The sequence below is a fragment of the Aeoliella fuhlenseeensis genome (assembly GCF_052161615.1).
In the GTDB taxonomy this organism is placed as follows: Bacteria; Planctomycetota; Planctomycetia; order Pirellulales; family Lacipirellulaceae; genus Aeoliella.
Window position 1 is genome coordinate 1 of record NZ_CP197417.1, and the last position, 17,860, is coordinate 17,860.

Here is a 17,860-nt window from a genome sequence, read left to right on the forward strand (position 1 = left end):
ATGGCGATGCCGGTCGAATTCGTGGCGGGCAGCGAGAACCGATTGCTCGCCGCGGTAATGCACGCCTGGCACCAAGTACTCGAAGCGGACACCGTCGACCCCACCGCCTGGCAGCGGCTTTCGAGCCCGCTCGTGCTGGTCGGCGCGACCGGTAGTGGCAAGTCGCACCTTGCCGCCGATCTGGCCCAAGCCGCGCGCACGAACCGCGCGGTGTTTGTCACCGCCAACGACCTACGCCGCGACTTCGCAAAATCTATCGAATCCGGGGAAGCCCGCCAGTGGCGCGAGCGGCTTGCGAAGATTCCGCTGGTGGTGATCGACGATATCGACCATCTGCCGGGCCTAAGCAACTTTCAGCAGGAAGTGCTGCAACTGGCTCGCGAACTCGAAGAGCGGGGGGGAAAGCTGGTGGTCACCTCGGCCCGGCCGATCGCCCACCTCGAAGGCTGGCTCGCCGACCTCGTGAACTGGTTTGCTAGCGGTTTGACGCTGGAAATCGCCCCGCTCGGCGTCGAGGCCCGCCGCGAGCTGATCGCCGAGCTCGGTGTGGCTTACCGCTGGCAGTTCTCGCCCGAGGCCGAAAAACTGCTGGTCGAACACAGCTCGCCGGAGCCCCGCGAAGTATTTCGTTTGGTGGCTGACCTCGCCCGCCAGTTTGGGCCGGGGGCGAAGTTCGAAGCCGACACGCTGGGTCACTTCCTGCAGAAACGCAAAGCGGCCCAAGCCCCCGAACTCCGCGACATTGTCCGCGTGGTGGCCCGCTACTACCGGCTCCCGCTGAAGATGCTCACCAGTGCTTCGCGGCAGGCGGCGGTGGTCTCGGCCCGAGCGACCGCGATTTACCTCGCCCGCCAACTCACCTCGGCGAGCTACGAACAAATCGGCCAGCAGCTGGGTGGACGCGATCACACGACCATCATGCACAGCCATCGTCAGACCGAAAAACGCATCGCCCGCGAGGCCGCCTTGCGTTCGGCGATCGACGACCTGGGGCGACTACTTCGAAAATGAGACCAACTCCATGCCCGTGAACAGCGGCGTGGAAAACCTGTCGACGAGTGGTCGCGAACTGTTCGCCAACCCTGTCGACATGCAGTGAACCGCATTCGCTACGAACAAACCATCAACACGCATCGACAAGCCATCTACCACCAGTCAACCACTCATCGACGCGTTATCCACCACGCTCGCATAGCCGTAAACCGCTTCGGCAATACAACTTAGATCCGTCGAGCCTGCAGTTATCGACACCTGCGAGCCCCGCTTTAATAACAACACAAAAGATTAAATACAGTATTGGACTACGGAGGGAATGCCATGAAGATTGTTGCCAACCGTGAGAAGCTACTCCAAGCATTTGCAGCCGTTGCACCTGCTGCTCCTGCACGTAGCCCCAAGGCGATTCTGCAGAACGTGAAGCTCGACGTCACCAGCGATGGTGCCACCTTGATGGCGACCGACCTGGAGCAGGGGATTCGCTACGCCGTGGATGGCGTCGAAGTCGAAGCCCCTGGCGTGGTGCTGCTGCGGACCGATAAGTTCGGTTCGATCCTGCGTGAGAGCACCGACGAAGCGTTTCGCATCGAGTCGGACGGCCAGACCACCACGTTCAAGGGCGAGCGGAGTAAGTTCAACCTGCCGGTCGCCAACCCAGGCGAATACCCGCCGGTCGCCAGCTTTGACGAGTCGTCGTACTTCGACATCCCCGCGCGGTTGCTCAAGGAGCTGATCCGTCGCACGCTGTACGCCACCGACAACGAGAGTAGCCGCTATGCCCTGGGTGGTGTGAAGCTCGAGAGCGATGGGCAGAACATCACGGCCATCGGCACCGACGGTCGCCGACTGGCAAAGATGGAGGGTCCGATCAACAAGGTGGGCGACCCCACCAGTTTTGGCGAGGCGACCATCGTTCCGTCGAAAGCCATGTCGTTCATCGAACGGACCGTTTCCGACGACGATGGCGAAGTGCAGGTCGCGGTGCGACAGAACGAAGTGCTAGTGAAGACTCCCCGCGCGACTCTCTACACCCGCTTGCTCGAAGGTCGCTTTCCCGGCTGGCGGGATGTGTTTCCACAGCGTAGTGGCTCGTCGAAGATCGAACTGCCGGTCGGACCGTTTGCGGCGGCCGTGCGTCAAGCAGCGATTGTGACCAGTGACGAAAGCCGTGGCGTGAACTTCACTTTCGGCGACGGCACGCTCACCCTCGCAGGCAAGACGGCCGACGTCGGTCAGTCGCACGTGGAGATGCCGATTGGTTACTCGGGCGAGTCGATCACCATCACGCTCGACCCGCGGTTCGTGAGCGACTTCCTGAAGGTGCTCGACGCCGAGAAGACCTGCACGCTCGACCTCGTGGATGGCGACTCGGCGGCGGTGTTTACGACCGACGACGGCTACGGCTACGTCGTGATGCCCCTGGCCCGCGACCGTTAAACGAGCTCTGCCATGGAACCCATCAAAGTCGACAGCGAAACGGCCGACAAACTGGCCTACCAAACCAAGCGAACGGAGCGCGAGCGGCGGAGGTTCTACGCCCGCGAGCCACAATCGCTCGGCAAGGTGCTAGCGACGGTGATGATCAAGAACCGTTATGCATCGAGCAGTTCGAACGCGGCACTTGCAGAAGTATGGGAGAAAATCGTAGGCCCAGCCCACGCCGCGAGGACACTCCCGGTAGCCGTCCGCCGCGGAAAGCTAGAAGTCACGGTCGCCCACTCGGCGATCTCCCAAGAGTTGAGCTTCGACAGCCGCCGAATCATCGCCGCATTACAGCAACAACTACCGGAAGCAAAAATAACCGACGTGCGATATCGAGTCGGAACGATTGGATAACGATCTGGCAAGGTCGAGTTATTGAACAGAAGGAAACAAAGGTAACGAAGGATTGTGTTCGTCAATCGTGGAAAGATTGGTTAGCTAGTATGCATCCCCTGTTTTCACAAGCAGATTTGTTGTCGCGTGACGCGATAGGCGCGGCGATTGAAGTGCATAGAGACAAAGGTCCTGGTTTGCTCGAATCGATTTATGAGTGGTGTTTGACGATGGAACTGCAATTACGTGGTCATTCGGTGGAATCGCAACGCCTGGTGATCGTGAGATACAAACAATTTGAGCGAGAGGATCCGTTGCGATTTGACTTGCTCGTTAATGGGTGTTTGTTCGTGGAAGTGAAAGCGGTGGATACCGTACATCCCATCAACAAAGCCCAACTCTTAAGTTACATGAAGCTACTTGATGTGCCGCTAGGTTTAATCATCAATTTCAACACACTAAAGCTTACTGACGGGGTATCTCGGCTGATTCTGCCGGGCGCGAACATGGAGTAAGTCAATTACTTCGTTCCCTTTGCGTCCTTCTGTTCAAAAGAATTGGCCTTCAAGACCCGCGTAGATAATTGGAAGTAATTGAATGGCAGACGAGAACGAATCGTACGAATTGGATCCTACCGAGGGCGATGAGCCCAAGGCCGCGAAGCCGGCTCGCAAGATCGAGGGCAACAGCGAGTACGGGGCGAAGGACCTCGAGCACCTGAGCGACCTCGAACACGTTCGCGAGCGGCCGAGTATGTACATCGGCGACACCACCATCCGTGGTTTGCATCACCTCGTGTACGAAGTGGTCGACAACTCGATCGACGAAGCGATGGCGGGGTACGCCAACGAAGTTCGGGTCACGATCAATGGCGATGGATCGGTGACAGTCGAGGACGATGGCCGCGGTATTCCGGTTGAGAAGCACGAGCAACTCTCCGAGCAAATGGACCGCGAGGTTTCGACGCTCGAAGGCGTGATGACCGTGCTGAAATTCGGCGGCAAGTTCAGCAAGGGTGCCTACCAAACTTCCGGCGGTCTGCACGGCGTGGGCGTGACGGTGGTGAACTTCCTCAGCGAATGGGCCGAGGTCGAAGTTTCTCGCGATGGCCACGTCCATCATCAAGAGTACGAGCGCGGTGTGCCCAAGGGCCCGATCCGCCGAGTGGGTGCGACCACCAAGCGGGGCACGAAGACCACGTTCAAACCCGATCCGCAAATTTTCCAAACCACCAAGTACATCTACGCCACGCTGCTCAAACGTTTGCAGGAACTAGCGTTCCTCAACCAAGGCGTGAAGATCAGTATCACCGATGCCCGCACCGGCGAGAGCGAAACGTTCCAGTACGAGGACGGTATTCGCGAGTTCGTGGTGCACCTCAACCGTGCGAGTGAACCGGTGCACCCCGACGTGCTCTACGTGTCGGCGGAGGCCGAAGGGGTCACGATCGAGATCGCGCTGCAGTACTCGAGCGAGTACACCGAGAACGTCCACTCGTACGTCAACAACATCAATACCACCGAGGGTGGTACGCACATGTCGGGCTTCCGCTCGGCGTTGACGCGGTGCCTGAACAATTACGGCAAGAACACCGGCATGTTCAAGGACCTCGTCCCCTCGGGCGACGACGTCCGCGAAGGTCTCACCGCGGTGATCAGCTGCCGGGTGCCTCATCCGCAGTTTGAAGGTCAAACGAAGACCAAGCTCGGCAACGGCGAAGTCGAAGGCATCGTCAATTCGGTGTTCGGCGAGTTCCTGACCAAGTACTTCGAAGAGAACCCCAAGACCGCCAAAGTGATCGTCAACAAGGCGATCATGGCCGTCGAAGCTCGCGAAGCGGCTCGCAAGGCGAAAGCATTGCTTCGCGAACGCAAAGGGGCCCTCTCGGGTGGAAGCCTACCCGGCAAGCTTCGCGACTGTTCGAGCAAGGACGTCGACAAGTGCGAACTGTTCCTCGTGGAAGGTGACTCGGCCGGTGGATCGGCCGAGGGTGGCCGGATGCGAGAGTTTCAGGCGATCCTGCCTCTGCGGGGTAAGATCATCAACGCCTACAAGAGCCGCGAAGACAAAGTGCTGGCCAACGAAGAAGTGCGAAGCATGATCTCGGCCGTCGGCACCGGCATCGGTGCCGAGCAAGACTTGTCGAAGCGTCGTTACGGCCGCGTCGTCATCATGACCGACGCCGACGTCGACGGTTCGCACATTCGCACGCTGCTGCTGACGTTCTTCTACCGGCAGATGTACGAGCTGGTCGCCCGCGGTCACGTGTACGTCGCCCAGCCGCCGCTGTTCCGAGTGCGCAAGGGCAAGCAAACCAACTACGTGCAAACCGAAGAGGAAATGAAGGCCCAGCTTTTGGACCTTGGTCTGGGCGATTCGGTGTTCGATCCAGGCGATGGCCGACTGATCGAAGGCGAAGAGATGACCAAGCTGGTCAGGACGCTCGCCTCGCTCGAAGAGTCGATCCTAGCGCTGGAGCGTCGCGGCATCAGCCTCAAGCTGCACGCCTTCCGTCAAATTCCCGAGACGGGCAAACTGCCGGTGTATCACGTGTTCCTCGGTTCGAACGAGCACTGGTTTACGGGCCGGGAAGAACTCGACGCGTTCGTCAAAGAGCAAGAAGCAGCAAGCGGTGGCGAACTGGTGATCGACGCTGGCATCGTTGCAGCGCCAACCGAAGCCCAGCCGAGCGAGAATGGCGCCCCCGCCGAAACCAACGGCGCGGCGAGCACCAAGCTTCGCATCGTCGAACTTCATGAGGTGCGGACCATCAACACGCTCTTGGGTGACCTGCGTCAGATGGGCTTCGAGATCGAATCGCTCATCCCGCAGGAACGCACTGGTGAAGAGGGATCCCGGTACACGCTCCGCCGCGGCGAGCACGAGACGGGCCTCGAAGACCTCCGCGGCCTGCCGGTCGCCATCCGCTCGGCGGGTGAAAAAGGCCTGCAGATCACTCGATTTAAGGGTCTGGGCGAAATGAACGCCGAAGAGCTTCGTGACACGACGCTCGACCCCACAGCCCGCACGCTGATGCGAGTCCGCATGGAAGACGCCGGCGCCGCCGACGACCTGTTCCGCGTCCTGATGGGCGACCAGGTCGAACCGCGCAGGGACTTTATTCAGAAGCACGCACTGGATGTGAAGAATCTGGACGTGTAGAGCGGGTCGATGAAAGGCTGAATTGGTGCGAAAGATCACGTGCGATCAATACGAGTTTGATCCTCCGGATACCGAGCAGTGTTTGACGATTGCAATCGCTTCGCCACATAGCCAGTGCCCAGATCTGCGAGCTCATTTGATCGGGTGTGAAGGGTCAATTACGACCATTTTGTCCACGCCGTCCAATTGGACATATTGGGAGCAACTGGCCGAGCATCTTGAGAAGTTTGCTGGGATAAAGCTTCCTCAACAAGCTGAAGTCCGTGAAGTACTGCTCCTTCGCGATGACTGGAACGATATCGAAGTTGCTCTAGCATTTGATTCACTCCTTGTGTGGTACCACTGCTATTCAACTGCCTGAGTCCCTTCGAGTTCGTCGCAGGAGCTTCGATGTTCCAGTAGGTTGTAGGCGAAGTGTGCCTTAGGGGCCTTAGAAGGAGCCCATCACGGCCCCCAGCTTTACCCAACCCGCACACCCCGTCCCCGCCGCCCCCGCCTGCGGCCATTCCCTCCAGCCCGCCGATACTCGTGACGGTGGTGCGCTGTGTGCGCGTCGCGCTCGATACACGGAGGTGGTCGGATGGTGCGATTGGCGAAATGGGTGCGGGTAGGACTCTGCGCATTGGGCGTCGGTGTTGGCAGCGCGTCGGTGCTTGCCAGCGAGTGGCCCGAGGTGGAGCTCGCCTCTTGTTGTGAGACTTCCGTCGAGCCGTACTGCGGCGACGCCTGCGGCTGCGGCTCGGCCATTGGTTCGAGCAGTGACTGTGGCTACTGCCTTAGCTTTCCCATGTGCGACGAGCTCACGGCGAAGCTCACCCCCATGATGATGCAGATGGCCGAGAGCGGTTTCATCTACAGCCCCGTGCTGACGCAGTTTTACCAAGGCGTGGCGGATGGCGGAGCCGACACCGGCTTCGAGTACGGCGGCAAGGTCGATCAGTTCTTCATCCTCGACAGTGGGAAGCTCGGCCTATGGCAGGGCACGACCATGAACATGCACGTCGAGACCCGCTTCGGTCAGGACGTGAATCGCGAAGCGGTTGGTTTTGCGCCCGTGAACGTCGCGATGCTCTACCCCAACGCGGGCGAGCACGACACGGCAATCACTGGTCTGTCGTTTGACCAAGCCCTCGGCGACGAGGTGCACGCGGTGTTTGGCAAGTTCAACGCGCTCGACTTGTTCTACACGCTCTATCCGCAGACGGGCCGGGGCGTCAACGGATTCATGAACGCCTCGATGGTCATTCCGTTGTCGGTGGCCCGCGTCGCGCCGCTGTCGTTCATGGGGGCGGGCGTGCAGAAGTACCAGGGCAAGCAGGTGCAAGGCGCGCTCATGGTGTTCGACACGCAAGACATCACCACCACTAGCGGGTTCGACGACATGTTCGCCAACGGCGCGAACATCATGGGCTACTGGCGATTCTTGACCGACATGGGTGGCCTACCCGGTTCGCACGGCTTTGGTGGCATTTGGTCGACGGGCGAGTTCGTCGCGTTCGACCCCGCGGGCTTCGTAATCGTTCCTGACGAGGGGATCGTCGCCGTGCCGCAAAGCGGGGCGTACACGCTGCTGTACTTCTACGAGCAGACGCTGTGGATGGATCACTGCCAGCCGAAGCGTAACGTTGGCCTCCTGAGCCAATGGGGTCTCGCCGAGCAGGCAACCAGCCCCATCGGTTGGTCGGCGAACGTCGCGATCCAGGCCGCAGGATTCAGCGACGCGCGGCCGCACGACGCGATCGGCATCGGCTACTTCCACACCGCCCTGAGCGACGACCTGCAGAACCTCTTAAGCCCCGCACTGACTCTGCAAGACGTCGACGGCGTCGAAATGTACTACACCGCCGCCCTCACGAGAGGCCTGCAACTCACCGGCAACTTCCAAGTCGTCGAACCGGCCGACGTGACGAATGACACGGCGCTGGTGGTGGGGTTGAGGTTGAGCGCGGGGATGTAATCCTAGCGCTGAGCCGCCCCTCAAAACGATTCGTCGTCGATGTTCGTTACCTTGCCATTGTCGTCGAACTCAACGACGAACCAGCCGGGTGCTTCCGGCCGATCGTAGTCAAAGAACTTTTCAGTAGAACGAGGCCCGGATGGTGGGCCCAGCAGCTCCAGTACTTCAGATCGATCCATGCCTATCTGAATCTTGCTCTTCGCCCAAGCGGGGACTTCTATTTGGCTAAGATAAAAGGCACGCAAACCAAGCGCCACTAACAGACAGGCAATTCCGATCATCCATGGCCAAACGCTGAATGGCATCCTTTGCGGAGGATTATTCGCGGCATTCGTCATCGGGGAGTTACCAGTTGTGGCTAGTTCCACTTCCATTCCAACTTCTTGCCGCTAAGACTTTCTCGCGTCCTACTCCGCCCCTTTCACGTCGTAGCAAAACAAAATCCCCTGATCGCGGACGTAGAGCTTGCCGTTGGCGATTACCGGGTGGGTCCACGCGGGGGACTCGCTGCGGTCGGGGTGGGCGAAGCGGCCTCGCTCGATGTACTCTTCGCGGTTGGGCTCGACCAGGATCATCTCGCCGTTCTCGGTGTAGAGATACAGCATGCCATCGGCCATCGAGAGCGCGCCCTTAGGCGCCTCGCGAACGGTCCACAGGTCGTCGCCCGTTTCGAAGTCGATCGCCCGGAGGAACCCGCCACCGTTGCCGCCGTTGGTTCCGTACAGCACGCCATCCGAGACGATCATGCCGCCGTGATGGTTCTGCATCTTATTGGTGAAGTAAACTTCTTCGGCGGCGATCGCACCATCTTCGCTGGTGCTTAGCTTCGCCATGCCGCCCCCCGCTCCGTATGCCGAGGCCGCAAACACACGGCCATCGCTGTAGATGGGGGTCGAGCAGTTGATGCCCATGCTGTTGGCGGGGCGTTTGTACTGCCAGAGTTGCTCGCCCGTCTCCGCGTCGACACCGATCAATGCTTGCGCGGTGAACTGCACGTACTGACGCTTGCCGTCGAAGTCGATCGCGATCGGCGACGAGTAGCCAGCAGCCGAGCGCGGACCGCGACCGCCACGTCGTCGGCGACGACCTTCTTGTTCGCCGTCACCCTCGCTAGGTGCGGCGGGTTCCGCGGCGGGAGGTACCGTCGTCCATAAAGTTTCGCCTGACGTTTTGTCGAGCGCCACCATCAGCGCCTCGGGTCCGCCAGGCGTGCAGATCACCTTGTTGCCGTCGACCAGCGGCGACTCGTTGTACCGCCACATCGGTAGCAGTCCACCGAAGTCGCTAACGAAATTGCGACTCCACACTACTTCGCCGTCCGCGAGGTTGAGGCAAGCCACTTCACCGCCGAGGCCAATGGCGTAGATGCGATCGCCATCAATGGTCGGAGTGCAGCCCGCGCCTTCAGCGCCTTGAGGCAACCCATCGCGAATCGCCGGACCGATGCGGCTAGCCCAGACTTCGGTGCCATCAGCTTCGTTAAGACACCACACCACTTCGTCCTCACCGCGACTGCTCATACCGTACACGCGTCCTTCGAACACCGCCGGAGCGCTGTATCCACCACCAATCTCATCGGCACGCCACTTGAGCGCCGGACCACCCTCGGGCCACTCTTTCAGCAGGCCGGTCTCCACCGATTTGCCATCCCGAGCAGGACCTTGCCACTGCGGCCAATCGGCGGCGGTGGCATCGTTAGCAGCGGTAAACGCGATCACCAAGAGCAAGGCGAAAACGGGTGGCACGAATTTCATATCAATGTTGCTGCGTGGAGGGAAAGCAATGGTAGTTGCCTATCACTTTTCAAAGCCTCGTGCGCTGCCTCCGCCTTCGACAGCGCCCTTCGGCTCGCCTAAGTCTATCAGAACCGGCTAGGACGCACACTTTAGGTCCCCGTCAGCGAGGTGGCGATGGTCGCTTCGGTCAGCCGCGAGAGGGTGGTGGGCTTCGACTTACGATGGAACACCGCGAGCACCCGCCAAGTTGCGATTGTTTCCACGCGCGATATACTGCCCGGCAACGTGGACCGCCCGACAGACCCTAAGGAATGCCCCCCATGTTTCATGCGTACGCCACGAACTCGGCCGAAGGTGATTTCGAAGTTATCGAGTTCGATCCCGGAACTTTGGGTCGAGATGAGGTCGAGGTGGCGGTCGAGTACTGCGGCATTTGCCACAGCGACTTGAGCATGAAGCAAAACGACTGGGGGATCACGACTTACCCGTTCGTGGGTGGTCACGAGGTCGCCGGTCGCATTGTGGAACTCGGTGAAGACGTCGAAGGCCTCGAAGTGGGCCAGCGCGTCGGCATAGGTTGGACCTCGGCCTCCTGCATGCACTGCGAACAGTGCCAGTCCGGTTATCAGAACAGGTGTCCTACCGCCGAAGGGACCATCGTCGGTCGGCACGGTGGTTTTGCCGACCGAGTACGAGCCCAGGCTGCCTGGGCGATTCCGATTCCCGATGGCATCGAGTCGGTCGATTGCGGACCACTCTTTTGTGGCGGACTCACGGTTTTCAATCCCTTCGTCGAGAACCAAATCCTGCCCACGGCTCGCGTGGCCGTCATCGGCATCGGTGGATTGGGACACATGGCACTTCAAATTGCCAACGCCTGGGGCTGTGATGTGACGGCGTTCAGCACTTCGCCCGACAAAGAGGCCGAAGCTCGCGAGATGGGAGCCCATCATTTCCTCAACTCCCGCGACAGCGAAGCCCTGAGTTCGGTCGCCGGCAAGTTCGACATGGTGCTCGACACGGTCAACGTCCCGCTCGATTGGGACGCCTACATCAGCACACTGCGCCCTGGTGGCAAGCTGCACCTCGTGGGAGCCGTCGACAAAATCGAAGCTACAGTATTCCCACTAATCGGCGGCGAGAAGTCGATTGGCGCGTCGCCCACTGGCAGTATTGTGCGAGCCAAGGAGATGCTCGAGTTCTGCGCCCGTCACGACATCAAGCCACTCGTCGAGACGTATCCCATGAGCAAGATCAACGAAGCGATGCAGCACCTGGCCGCCGGCAAGGCGCGCTACCGCGTGGTGCTTCAGGCGGATTGGTAACGCGTCGGTCGAGCAAGCCTAGAGGGTTGGACAAGTAAGACGCTGCCAAGACAGAGTTGGAACGCTTGTCACGACATCCACGTCATGTGCTTGGCAACCACTCGCCATTGTTGCTGGGACTGTTCAAGCAGCACAAAGTGCCCCATACCCATCAAACCCCACTTCGGATGATCGTAGTCTTCGTGCAAGATGGCTTGCGATCGACTTGCATTGTATCCAATGCTAGAAAACCGCCACCAACCCGTGCAGTTGGGAACTGACGAGCATGCGTCCTGGTGAGACGGGTAGAGATCCGTGTCGACCAAGTTCAGCCCGTTCAACGCGTCGAGCGGGCAGCGCTGAGAATTGGCGGTCGCGAAGGCATCGAGGCAGTCAGCGTCCGCATAGTGTTTGGTCACGTAGTCAGATTCAGACGTGAATCCTTCGTGCTCGAGCCCACTGCGAAAGAATTTAACCCACGACTCGAATGAGGTATTACCCCGGGCCGGTGGGGCCACGTCCTCCAAACAGGCAGTGGTGTGGTGGACCACTGCAAGTTCGGGTTGGCAGCCGAGTACTTTCCGATAGAGTTCCCCGTCCCTCTCGTCTGGCATACTTGGTAACTCGCAGGGACAGTGCCAAGCTATGAGTTGCGTCTCAGACTGCTACCACTTCAGCCCGAACTTCTCACCGCCGCTCGGTCCGCTGGTGCCACCCTTCAGGTTGCCCTGACGTTTGGCGGGGGCCTTCGGTGCGCCGGGCGGGGGAGTGAAGTCGGTTTCTTCGGTATCGTCTTTGTCGCCGGCTTTCTTCGGGGCTTCGGTGAGCGCCTTGAGGCTCAGCGAAATACGCTGCTTCTCTTTGTCGACGCTCAGCACCTTCACTTCCACGCCCTGACCTTCCGACACCACGTCCGAAGTACGGAACACGCGGCCGTGCGCCAGCTCGCTGATGTGAATGAGTCCTTCGACGCCCGGTTCGAGTTTCACGAACGCACCGAAGTCCATGGTCTTCGACACGGTGCCCTTGATGGTCGCGCCGGTGTAGTACTTCGATTCGACTTTGTCCCAGGGATTCTCCGCGCTTTCGCGGTACGACAGGCCGATCTTGCCGGTGTCGGGGTCGATGCGTTCGATCTTCACCTTCACCGCTTGGCCTTCCTTGAGCACTTCGCTCGGATGGTTCACGCGGTCCCAGCTCATCTTCGACACATGGATCAAACCATCCACGCCGCCGAGATCGACGAACGCACCAAAGTCACGCAGACTGCGAACGATACCCTCGCGCAGTTGACCCACGGCGAGCTCGCCCATCAGTCGCTCGCGACCCTCGGCCTTCTCGCGCTCCATCACACCGCGGTGGCTCAGCACCAAGTTGCGGCGGTCGCGGTTCGCCTCGGTCACCACGGCGTTCATCCGCTGGCCGACGTACTCTTCGGGATTCTCAACGCGATAAATCGAAATCTGACCCATCGGCATGAAGCCGCGCAGGCCGGCAACCTGGCACTCGAGTCCACCCTTGTTCGAGCCGGTGATCGTGACTTCGACCACTTGGCCTTCTTCGACGTCTTCCCAGTTGCCGACTTCGACGGCACCACCAGGAGGCGTCAGCTCGTAGAGTCCATCGTCGCCCGAGCGGGCCACCATCACGGTGATCTGGGTGCCCACTTCAGGGATCTCGCGGCCCTCGAAGTGCTTGAGCGCGACGACGCCTTGCTTGGGACCGCCGAGTTCGACGAACAAGTTGTCTTGGTAGATCTTCGCGACGACGCCGGTGACGGTGGTCCCTTCGGGAATCTCGATGGCCGCCGAAGCGGGTTTCGAATCCATCAACGTGTCGAGCGACTCGCCACCTAGCGCGGCTTCGAACTCTTCTTCGAGGTCGGCGCTCAGGCGGTCGCGGATATTTGGTGGCGGATAGATCTTGCCGGTCAGCTTCGGCGCTTCGGGTCGCGACGCGGGTTTGTCCGGCAGCTCGACGGAGGATGGCAGAGCAGTGGCCTTGGCCACCGGCATCTCCTCACCGGTTCCTTCGCGCTGCGTGCCGATGCGAATGCGCTCGCTCGGCCTCGCGGCCTCACCTTCGGCAGTCGCGCTGGCTTCGGGCGAGCTGGTCTCGGGAGTAGGAACTGCGGCCGTGGCAGTTTCGTCGACGGGGGCTTCCGGGTGCGTTTCGGACATCGCTTCACGAAGTGCGGAGGAAAGTCATCGCCAGACAACCCATCTGGCCGAGCCCCACAGTTTACCAAGGCTGCAGGGTCGTGGGGAGCGGGCAGAGGGGTGACAATCGAGAAAACGCCTCCATCTCTATGTCATTCTGAGGGGAGTAATGCGACCCGAAGAATCTCGCCCGTGATTGGGCGTCAGGGTGGCTGGGGACGAGTTCCACGAGCCCACCAGATTTGACCACCAAAACACTGGGGGCTCGCAGGACTCGTCCCCAGCCACCCATGGTCTTGTCGAATGGCAACGGAGATCCTTCGGTCGCTTAGGCTCCCTCAGGATGACACCCCGGCAGTAGGTTAATGCCATCGTCAGCTCATTCCTCTGCTAGCAACTCGCGCAGCCGGAAATGAAACTTTCCGAGCTTCCCGCCGTAGTTGCCGGCGGAGATTGCCGGAATGCCTTCGCCCGCGGCGGCGTGGAGCGAGGCCCGCATCGCCTCGGCGACTGCAGTTTCGTCGGTGCCGTTCATCACGATCTCGTAGACGCACTGGGCTTCGGGGACTAGCTCTGTCTCGACGCGGCCGCGGAGCGTGGGGCAGAAGGCGTCGTTCGTCGAGGCGATCATTCCTTTGTACCGCGAGCCGACCTTGCTACCGCTCCGCACCACGCCACCGGGGAACGGGGTGATCACGTTCGCCATTGGCGCGATCGCTTCGACCACACGCCGCGCGGAGTCGAGCGCCACACGCTGCGAGACGCCTTGCAAGATGATATTGCCACCGGCGACACCTTTCTGCACGCCGATGGTGTCTTCGACGACGAACTCGCCATCCATCACCGGGATCCGCCAGTACCGCCGCGTGGTGGGCTTCTTACTTTTCTGGAACCCATCGCCGAAGAACCGAATGTGCTTGCCGAGCGGAACGCGGTCCTGCTCTTCGTCCGGTTCGCCCGTCGCGGGAAGCCCGTCGTACACGGCGGTCGTGGGGCAAGTCATCACGCACTGACCGACGCGTTTGGGGAGTGCTTTCGCGAGGCCCTCGGTCGAAAACCCAAACGCCAGCACCGCCGCTGCCGGCCGGCCATCGGGCGACTCGTCCGGTGTGAGCTTCCGCTCCACGGCGATCTCGGCATCGCACTGGATGACGCTTGACCCGTAGCCGCAGAGCTCCCGCGTCGCCGCGTCGAGCCAGTAGTCGTCGATTGCCGAGACGATCAGCCGCGCGTAACGCATGCGAAACGCCTCGGCAAAGGTATCGACGATAAGCGTGGGCCCGATGTTCATGCGTGCCATCATCGCCGGCGAGTGAGGACGTGGCAAGCGACGTACAACGGAATTCATTCCGTTATTTCGCACTCTCGCAAGACTTAAAACAAAGGTAACGGAATGAATTCCGTTGTACGATTCGAGCCGTGGCCGTTAGGCCGCGGAGGGGAGTTTCTGAGAAAGGTTGGCGCTCGCGAAATAAACTCCCCGCCCTGACGGGCGAGGCTCGATGGGGAGAGGGGGTTAGAACATTCCGCCGCCGCCTTGGTCGGGTTCCTTTGGCGGATCCTCTGTGTGGGGAATGGCAAACTCGTGTTGCTTTGCGAGGCGAAGCGCCGCGAGAAGTTGTTGAATCTCTTCGTGAACGTCACGTGTTTGTGAGATTATCAGCAAACCCGGCTGCATGGCACAGATGTCGGCCTCCGGACCTCCGTTATTAACCCATGTATCGGAAGCGACTGTCGAGTGAATTACATGTACCAGGGCGTCCATGTTCCCAATCCGTCGCCTTTGGTCGGCCGAATCGTCAGCTTCGGAACCCTCCTTCGATGCGAACAGATCACCGACCGGATAAACTCCAATCGTGAGCCGAGTCAGCGCCTCTTCCTCGGAGGTGATGAGCAACACTTCATCGCTTATGACATAGGTTAAATCATGCGGCTTCAGCAGCAGGCGTAGCGCCGCACCCAGCGAGATGTTCTCGAGACTGGCGTCAATTGGCGTGTTGGGTGTCAGGCCTAGGTCTTCAAGGGCAGCAAGATCCAGTTGAACTTGGAGATCGTAATTTTCGCGCAGCAAGCTGATGACTTCGTGCAAAGGCATTTGATCGACTTCGATCCCCACGCTGTCCAGCGGATCGCGAAGCGTCTGCTGAATGCGGCTGGTGCGTTGGTCTCGATCCTCGGCCCAAGCGACTGGCGTCACTTTAGTGGCGTCTGGCATGGTCGGCTTCACCGCGGAAGCAGGAGATCCGCCAAACGGATCCGTCACCTCCTGCGCTAGTGCCGGCGCGAAGCACACTGAGGTTACGATCAATCCCCACGCCACCACTCGTGTTGCGAACATCGATATCACTCCCCAAAAGACCATCGTCCAGCGGGCAAACTACCGCCCACTACGATACCCCGATTCGCGCGCCGGGGGGAGTTTTATTGCAGATAGAGATCCAGGGAGCTTGCCATTCGCTCCCATCGAGCCCCTCCCGTTAGGGAGGAGAGCTTTCATGGATTTCCCTGGAACGGCGGAACGAAGGGCTGCTCCCCGGGCTCACGCCCGGGGCTCGACGTCTGAGTAACGGAATAAATTCCGCTCGACGACTAACCCGCTTGCGAGGCGGGGTACGTGGTGTTCGTCACGCCTAAGAGGCGGCCGCCGCTTTCGTACCAGCCGAGGCTCGTGAAGCGGCACCACAGCAGGTCGATCTCTAGCCGCACCACGCCTTCGTCGCCGAGGTCGATGGTCATCACGCCGCGGCGGTAGGGGATCGGCTTCTGGTGGTAGAACGAAATGCCACGCGCGGCGATGTCCTTGCCGATCACCACCATGGGCTGCGCGAGCAGCTCGGGGACCTCGCCCTCGGTGGGGACGAGCTCGAAGAGATAAGGAATGCTCGAACGAGTTGTCATTCGCCGCTCGATGGCGACGTTGTGTTGCATGCGGTGGAGCAGGCCGGCGACCTCCGAACCCAGGGCTCGGGGCACGGCGCAAGTGGGACTGCTCATGGAGTTACCGATCCAAGGCATGAGGCGCTTTCTCCAAGCCAGGTCTAGGGACGAGTAGCCGCGAGATGCGGACGAACGACGAGCAAGGCGGGGTGACGCCGGTACCCACAAGGGGCGCACGCTTCACCACACAAAGCTAGCCCGCAATCCGGCGCTCGGCAAACGCGATGTGGCGTTTCCGCAACACGAATCGCGACCGCCGGACGCGCCATCCCCTACGACCGATTACTTGGTAACCGGATTCGCCAGAATTCGGACCGGTAAGGCAGTTAAGAGAACAGGAGGCAACGGAGGGAACAGAGAGAAGAGTGAGAACAGAAGGTCACGAAGGAAACGAAGAGGGGAGAAAGAATTAAAGCAGGCACACTGCTTGGCATTCTCTTTGTTTTCCTCCGTTCTCTCTGTTTCCTCCTGTTATTCCAACGCCGGCTCTCCAGGCAGGTGTGTCTCTCCGCACCCCCCTTCGTTCCCTTTGTTGCCTTCTGTTCAATACCTTCCAGCGAGGCCCGAACTCTTGCGAGTCCGGCTACCCCTCGCGGGAGTTTAAACGAAGATCCAGGTCAGCACTGCGGCGAGCGACGAGAAGCTCAGTACCAAGGCCGCGACGGCGGCGATGCGCGACCAGTTGGTCGTGGGGCTGGGGAGCGGCGCGAGGGGAACGGGTTGCGCCAGGGGTCGGGCGCGGCGGGCGAGTGCCGCGGTGCGGAGCGCCGTCTGCTGCACGTCGGCCATCGCCAGGCGCGCGGGGACCGCATCGCCCCAGTAGCCAGGTAGGTCGCGGCTTTCGCTCGCGGGCACCGCTTCTTCAAACAGGTCGTGCGCGGGACGCAGTGCCTCGGCAATCCGCCAGCAACTCGCGCAGCACTCCAGGTGTTCTTCGACCGCCACGTCGGAGCGATCGCCGGTGGGGAAGGGGCCACTTGTTAGCACCATGAAAACCTGATCGCAATCCATCGAACCAAGCCTCCAGCAATAGCGCGCACTCCGCGCAAACTCCAGGGTAGTCGGCACAGGCCCGAGGACCATGCGCCAAATGTTTTGGGGTGAACCTAGCCAATCCGCCTCAAGGTGTCACCATCAGATAAGCGACTGGAGTGTAACCGAATCGGCGCCAGCAACGCCAGAGGTTTTTTGCAGGAGTTCGCGGGGGGACAAATTCCTCGTAGCCGGACTCGCAAGAGTTCGGGGATGGCTCCAGGACGGCCTGAACTCTTGCGAGTCCAGCTACAAGAATGTGCTAGCTTAACTCCGCGAGCGCTTCGAGCACTTGCTGGTCGTGGCCGTCGACGCTCACGCGCTTCCACACCTTCGCCACTTTACCAGTGGCATCGATTAGGAAGGTGCTCCGCTGGATGCCCATCGACTTCTTGCCGTACATGTTCTTCTCGCGCCACGCGCCGTACTTCTCGGCCACTTTGTGGTCGATGTCTGCTAGCAGCGGGAAGTTCAGCTCGTACTTGTCGCGGAACTTCACGTGGCTTTCCACCGAGTCGGCGCTCACCCCCAGAACGATGGCCCCCATCTTCTTCAGCTCCTTTTTCAGGTCGCGAAACGCACACGCTTCGCGGGTGCAGCCGGGAGTGTCGTCCTTGGGATAGAAATAAAGCACGATGGGCGAGCCGGCGAGGTCGGCGAGGCGAACCTTGGTGCCATCGTCCGCGGTCAGTGTAAAAGCGGGGGCTTTTTTGCCCTCTTCGATCCAGTCGGCCATGGCGGTTCCTCGGGCAAATTGGTGCA

The 17,860-nt window shown here is 60.4% G+C and carries 16 protein-coding genes; 7 read left to right on the plus strand and 9 right to left on the minus strand.

What is annotated here, in order from left to right:
• From SH292x_RS00005 to SH292x_RS00030, 6 genes are all read left to right on the plus strand, one after another.
• On the plus strand, positions 1-1,011 hold the full coding sequence (locus SH292x_RS00005) for a DnaA/Hda family protein (RefSeq protein ID WP_442483509.1): 1,011 nt from the start codon (positions 1-3) through the stop codon (positions 1,009-1,011).
• A 306-nt stretch (positions 1,012-1,317) separates the two neighbouring features.
• Positions 1,318-2,433, plus strand: a complete 1,116-nt coding sequence (dnaN, locus tag SH292x_RS00010; protein ID WP_442483510.1) for a DNA polymerase III subunit beta — start codon at positions 1,318-1,320, stop codon at positions 2,431-2,433.
• A gap of 12 nt (positions 2,434-2,445) precedes the next feature.
• Positions 2,446-2,832 carry a DUF721 domain-containing protein gene (locus SH292x_RS00015; protein WP_442483511.1) on the plus strand — a complete coding sequence of 129 codons (387 nt, stop codon included), beginning with the start codon at positions 2,446-2,448 and terminating at the stop codon, positions 2,830-2,832.
• An 89-nt stretch (positions 2,833-2,921) separates the two neighbouring features.
• Positions 2,922-3,326: a GxxExxY protein gene (locus SH292x_RS00020; protein WP_442483512.1), complete on the plus strand. Its 405-nt coding sequence runs from the start codon at positions 2,922-2,924 to the stop codon at positions 3,324-3,326.
• A gap of 82 nt (positions 3,327-3,408) precedes the next feature.
• Entirely contained in the window at positions 3,409-5,973 is a 2,565-nt protein-coding gene (locus tag SH292x_RS00025; protein WP_442483513.1) for a DNA gyrase subunit B, read from the plus strand.
• Between the two features lie 580 nt (positions 5,974-6,553).
• Entirely contained in the window at positions 6,554-7,930 is a 1,377-nt protein-coding gene (locus SH292x_RS00030; protein ID WP_442483514.1) for a carbohydrate porin, read from the plus strand.
• Between the two features lie 20 nt (positions 7,931-7,950).
• Here the strand turns inward: SH292x_RS00030 and SH292x_RS00035 are convergent, their stop codons facing one another.
• Positions 7,951-8,268 carry a hypothetical protein gene (locus SH292x_RS00035; RefSeq protein ID WP_442483515.1) on the minus strand — a complete coding sequence of 106 codons (318 nt, stop codon included), beginning with the start codon at positions 8,266-8,268 and terminating at the stop codon, positions 7,951-7,953.
• 69 nt (positions 8,269-8,337) lie between these two features.
• On the minus strand, positions 8,338-9,684 hold the full coding sequence (locus tag SH292x_RS00040; RefSeq protein WP_442483516.1) for a PQQ-binding-like beta-propeller repeat protein: 1,347 nt from the start codon (positions 9,682-9,684) through the stop codon (positions 8,338-8,340).
• A 302-nt stretch (positions 9,685-9,986) separates the two neighbouring features.
• On the opposite strand from SH292x_RS00040, the gene ahr reads away from it, so the two are divergent.
• The gene (ahr, locus tag SH292x_RS00045; protein WP_442483517.1) at positions 9,987-10,991 is read left to right on the plus strand and encodes an NADPH-dependent aldehyde reductase Ahr; all 1,005 of its coding nucleotides are present in this window, start codon (positions 9,987-9,989) and stop codon (positions 10,989-10,991) included.
• A gap of 68 nt (positions 10,992-11,059) precedes the next feature.
• Here the strand turns inward: ahr and SH292x_RS00050 are convergent, their stop codons facing one another.
• The 7 genes from SH292x_RS00050 to bcp all read right to left on the minus strand — a co-directional run bounded on the left by SH292x_RS00050 (position 11,060) and on the right by bcp (position 17,834).
• Entirely contained in the window at positions 11,060-11,389 is a 330-nt protein-coding gene (locus SH292x_RS00050; protein WP_442483518.1) for a hypothetical protein, read from the minus strand.
• A gap of 246 nt (positions 11,390-11,635) precedes the next feature.
• The gene (locus SH292x_RS00055; protein WP_442483519.1) at positions 11,636-13,150 is read right to left on the minus strand and encodes a 30S ribosomal protein S1; all 1,515 of its coding nucleotides are present in this window, start codon (positions 13,148-13,150) and stop codon (positions 11,636-11,638) included.
• Positions 13,151-13,508: 358 nt separating this feature from the next.
• A complete protein-coding gene (gene fhcD / locus SH292x_RS00060) occupies positions 13,509-14,477 on the minus strand; it encodes a formylmethanofuran--tetrahydromethanopterin N-formyltransferase (protein ID WP_442483520.1) in 969 nt (322 codons plus the stop codon).
• Between the two features lie 168 nt (positions 14,478-14,645).
• A complete protein-coding gene (locus tag SH292x_RS00065) occupies positions 14,646-15,467 on the minus strand; it encodes a hypothetical protein (RefSeq protein WP_442483521.1) in 822 nt (273 codons plus the stop codon).
• A 251-nt stretch (positions 15,468-15,718) separates the two neighbouring features.
• On the minus strand, positions 15,719-16,123 hold the full coding sequence (locus tag SH292x_RS00070; RefSeq protein WP_442483522.1) for a hypothetical protein: 405 nt from the start codon (positions 16,121-16,123) through the stop codon (positions 15,719-15,721).
• 543 nt (positions 16,124-16,666) lie between these two features.
• Complete coding sequence (locus tag SH292x_RS00075) at positions 16,667-17,077, minus strand: hypothetical protein (RefSeq protein WP_442483523.1); 411 nt, start codon at positions 17,075-17,077, stop codon at positions 16,667-16,669.
• Between the two features lie 283 nt (positions 17,078-17,360).
• The gene (gene bcp / locus SH292x_RS00080; protein WP_442483524.1) at positions 17,361-17,834 is read right to left on the minus strand and encodes a thioredoxin-dependent thiol peroxidase; all 474 of its coding nucleotides are present in this window, start codon (positions 17,832-17,834) and stop codon (positions 17,361-17,363) included.
• Positions 17,835-17,860 lie beyond the last annotated feature (26 nt).

Bases quoted from the DNA above. Each gene is read 5' to 3' on its own strand.
- SH292x_RS00025 (WP_442483513.1), top strand. From the start codon at position 3,409: ATGGCAGACGAGAACGAATCGTACGAATTGGATCCTACCGAGGGCGAT.
- SH292x_RS00040 (WP_442483516.1), bottom strand. From the start codon at position 9,684: ATGAAATTCGTGCCACCCGTTTTCGCCTTGCTCTTGGTGATCGCGTTT.
- dnaN (WP_442483510.1), top strand. From the start codon at position 1,318: ATGAAGATTGTTGCCAACCGTGAGAAGCTACTCCAAGCATTTGCAGCC.
- SH292x_RS00035 (WP_442483515.1), bottom strand. From the start codon at position 8,268: ATGACGAATGCCGCGAATAATCCTCCGCAAAGGATGCCATTCAGCGTT.
- SH292x_RS00020 (WP_442483512.1), top strand. From the start codon at position 2,922: ATGCATCCCCTGTTTTCACAAGCAGATTTGTTGTCGCGTGACGCGATA.
- SH292x_RS00015 (WP_442483511.1), top strand. From the start codon at position 2,446: ATGGAACCCATCAAAGTCGACAGCGAAACGGCCGACAAACTGGCCTAC.
- SH292x_RS00070 (WP_442483522.1), bottom strand. From the start codon at position 16,123: ATGAGCAGTCCCACTTGCGCCGTGCCCCGAGCCCTGGGTTCGGAGGTC.
- SH292x_RS00055 (WP_442483519.1), bottom strand. From the start codon at position 13,150: ATGTCCGAAACGCACCCGGAAGCCCCCGTCGACGAAACTGCCACGGCC.
- SH292x_RS00030 (WP_442483514.1), top strand. From the start codon at position 6,554: ATGGTGCGATTGGCGAAATGGGTGCGGGTAGGACTCTGCGCATTGGGC.
- SH292x_RS00005 (WP_442483509.1), top strand. From the start codon at position 1: ATGGCGATGCCGGTCGAATTCGTGGCGGGCAGCGAGAACCGATTGCTC.
- SH292x_RS00065 (WP_442483521.1), bottom strand. From the start codon at position 15,467: ATGTTCGCAACACGAGTGGTGGCGTGGGGATTGATCGTAACCTCAGTG.
- fhcD (WP_442483520.1), bottom strand. From the start codon at position 14,477: ATGAATTCCGTTGTACGTCGCTTGCCACGTCCTCACTCGCCGGCGATG.
- ahr (WP_442483517.1), top strand. From the start codon at position 9,987: ATGTTTCATGCGTACGCCACGAACTCGGCCGAAGGTGATTTCGAAGTT.
- SH292x_RS00075 (WP_442483523.1), bottom strand. From the start codon at position 17,077: ATGGATTGCGATCAGGTTTTCATGGTGCTAACAAGTGGCCCCTTCCCC.
- bcp (WP_442483524.1), bottom strand. From the start codon at position 17,834: ATGGCCGACTGGATCGAAGAGGGCAAAAAAGCCCCCGCTTTTACACTG.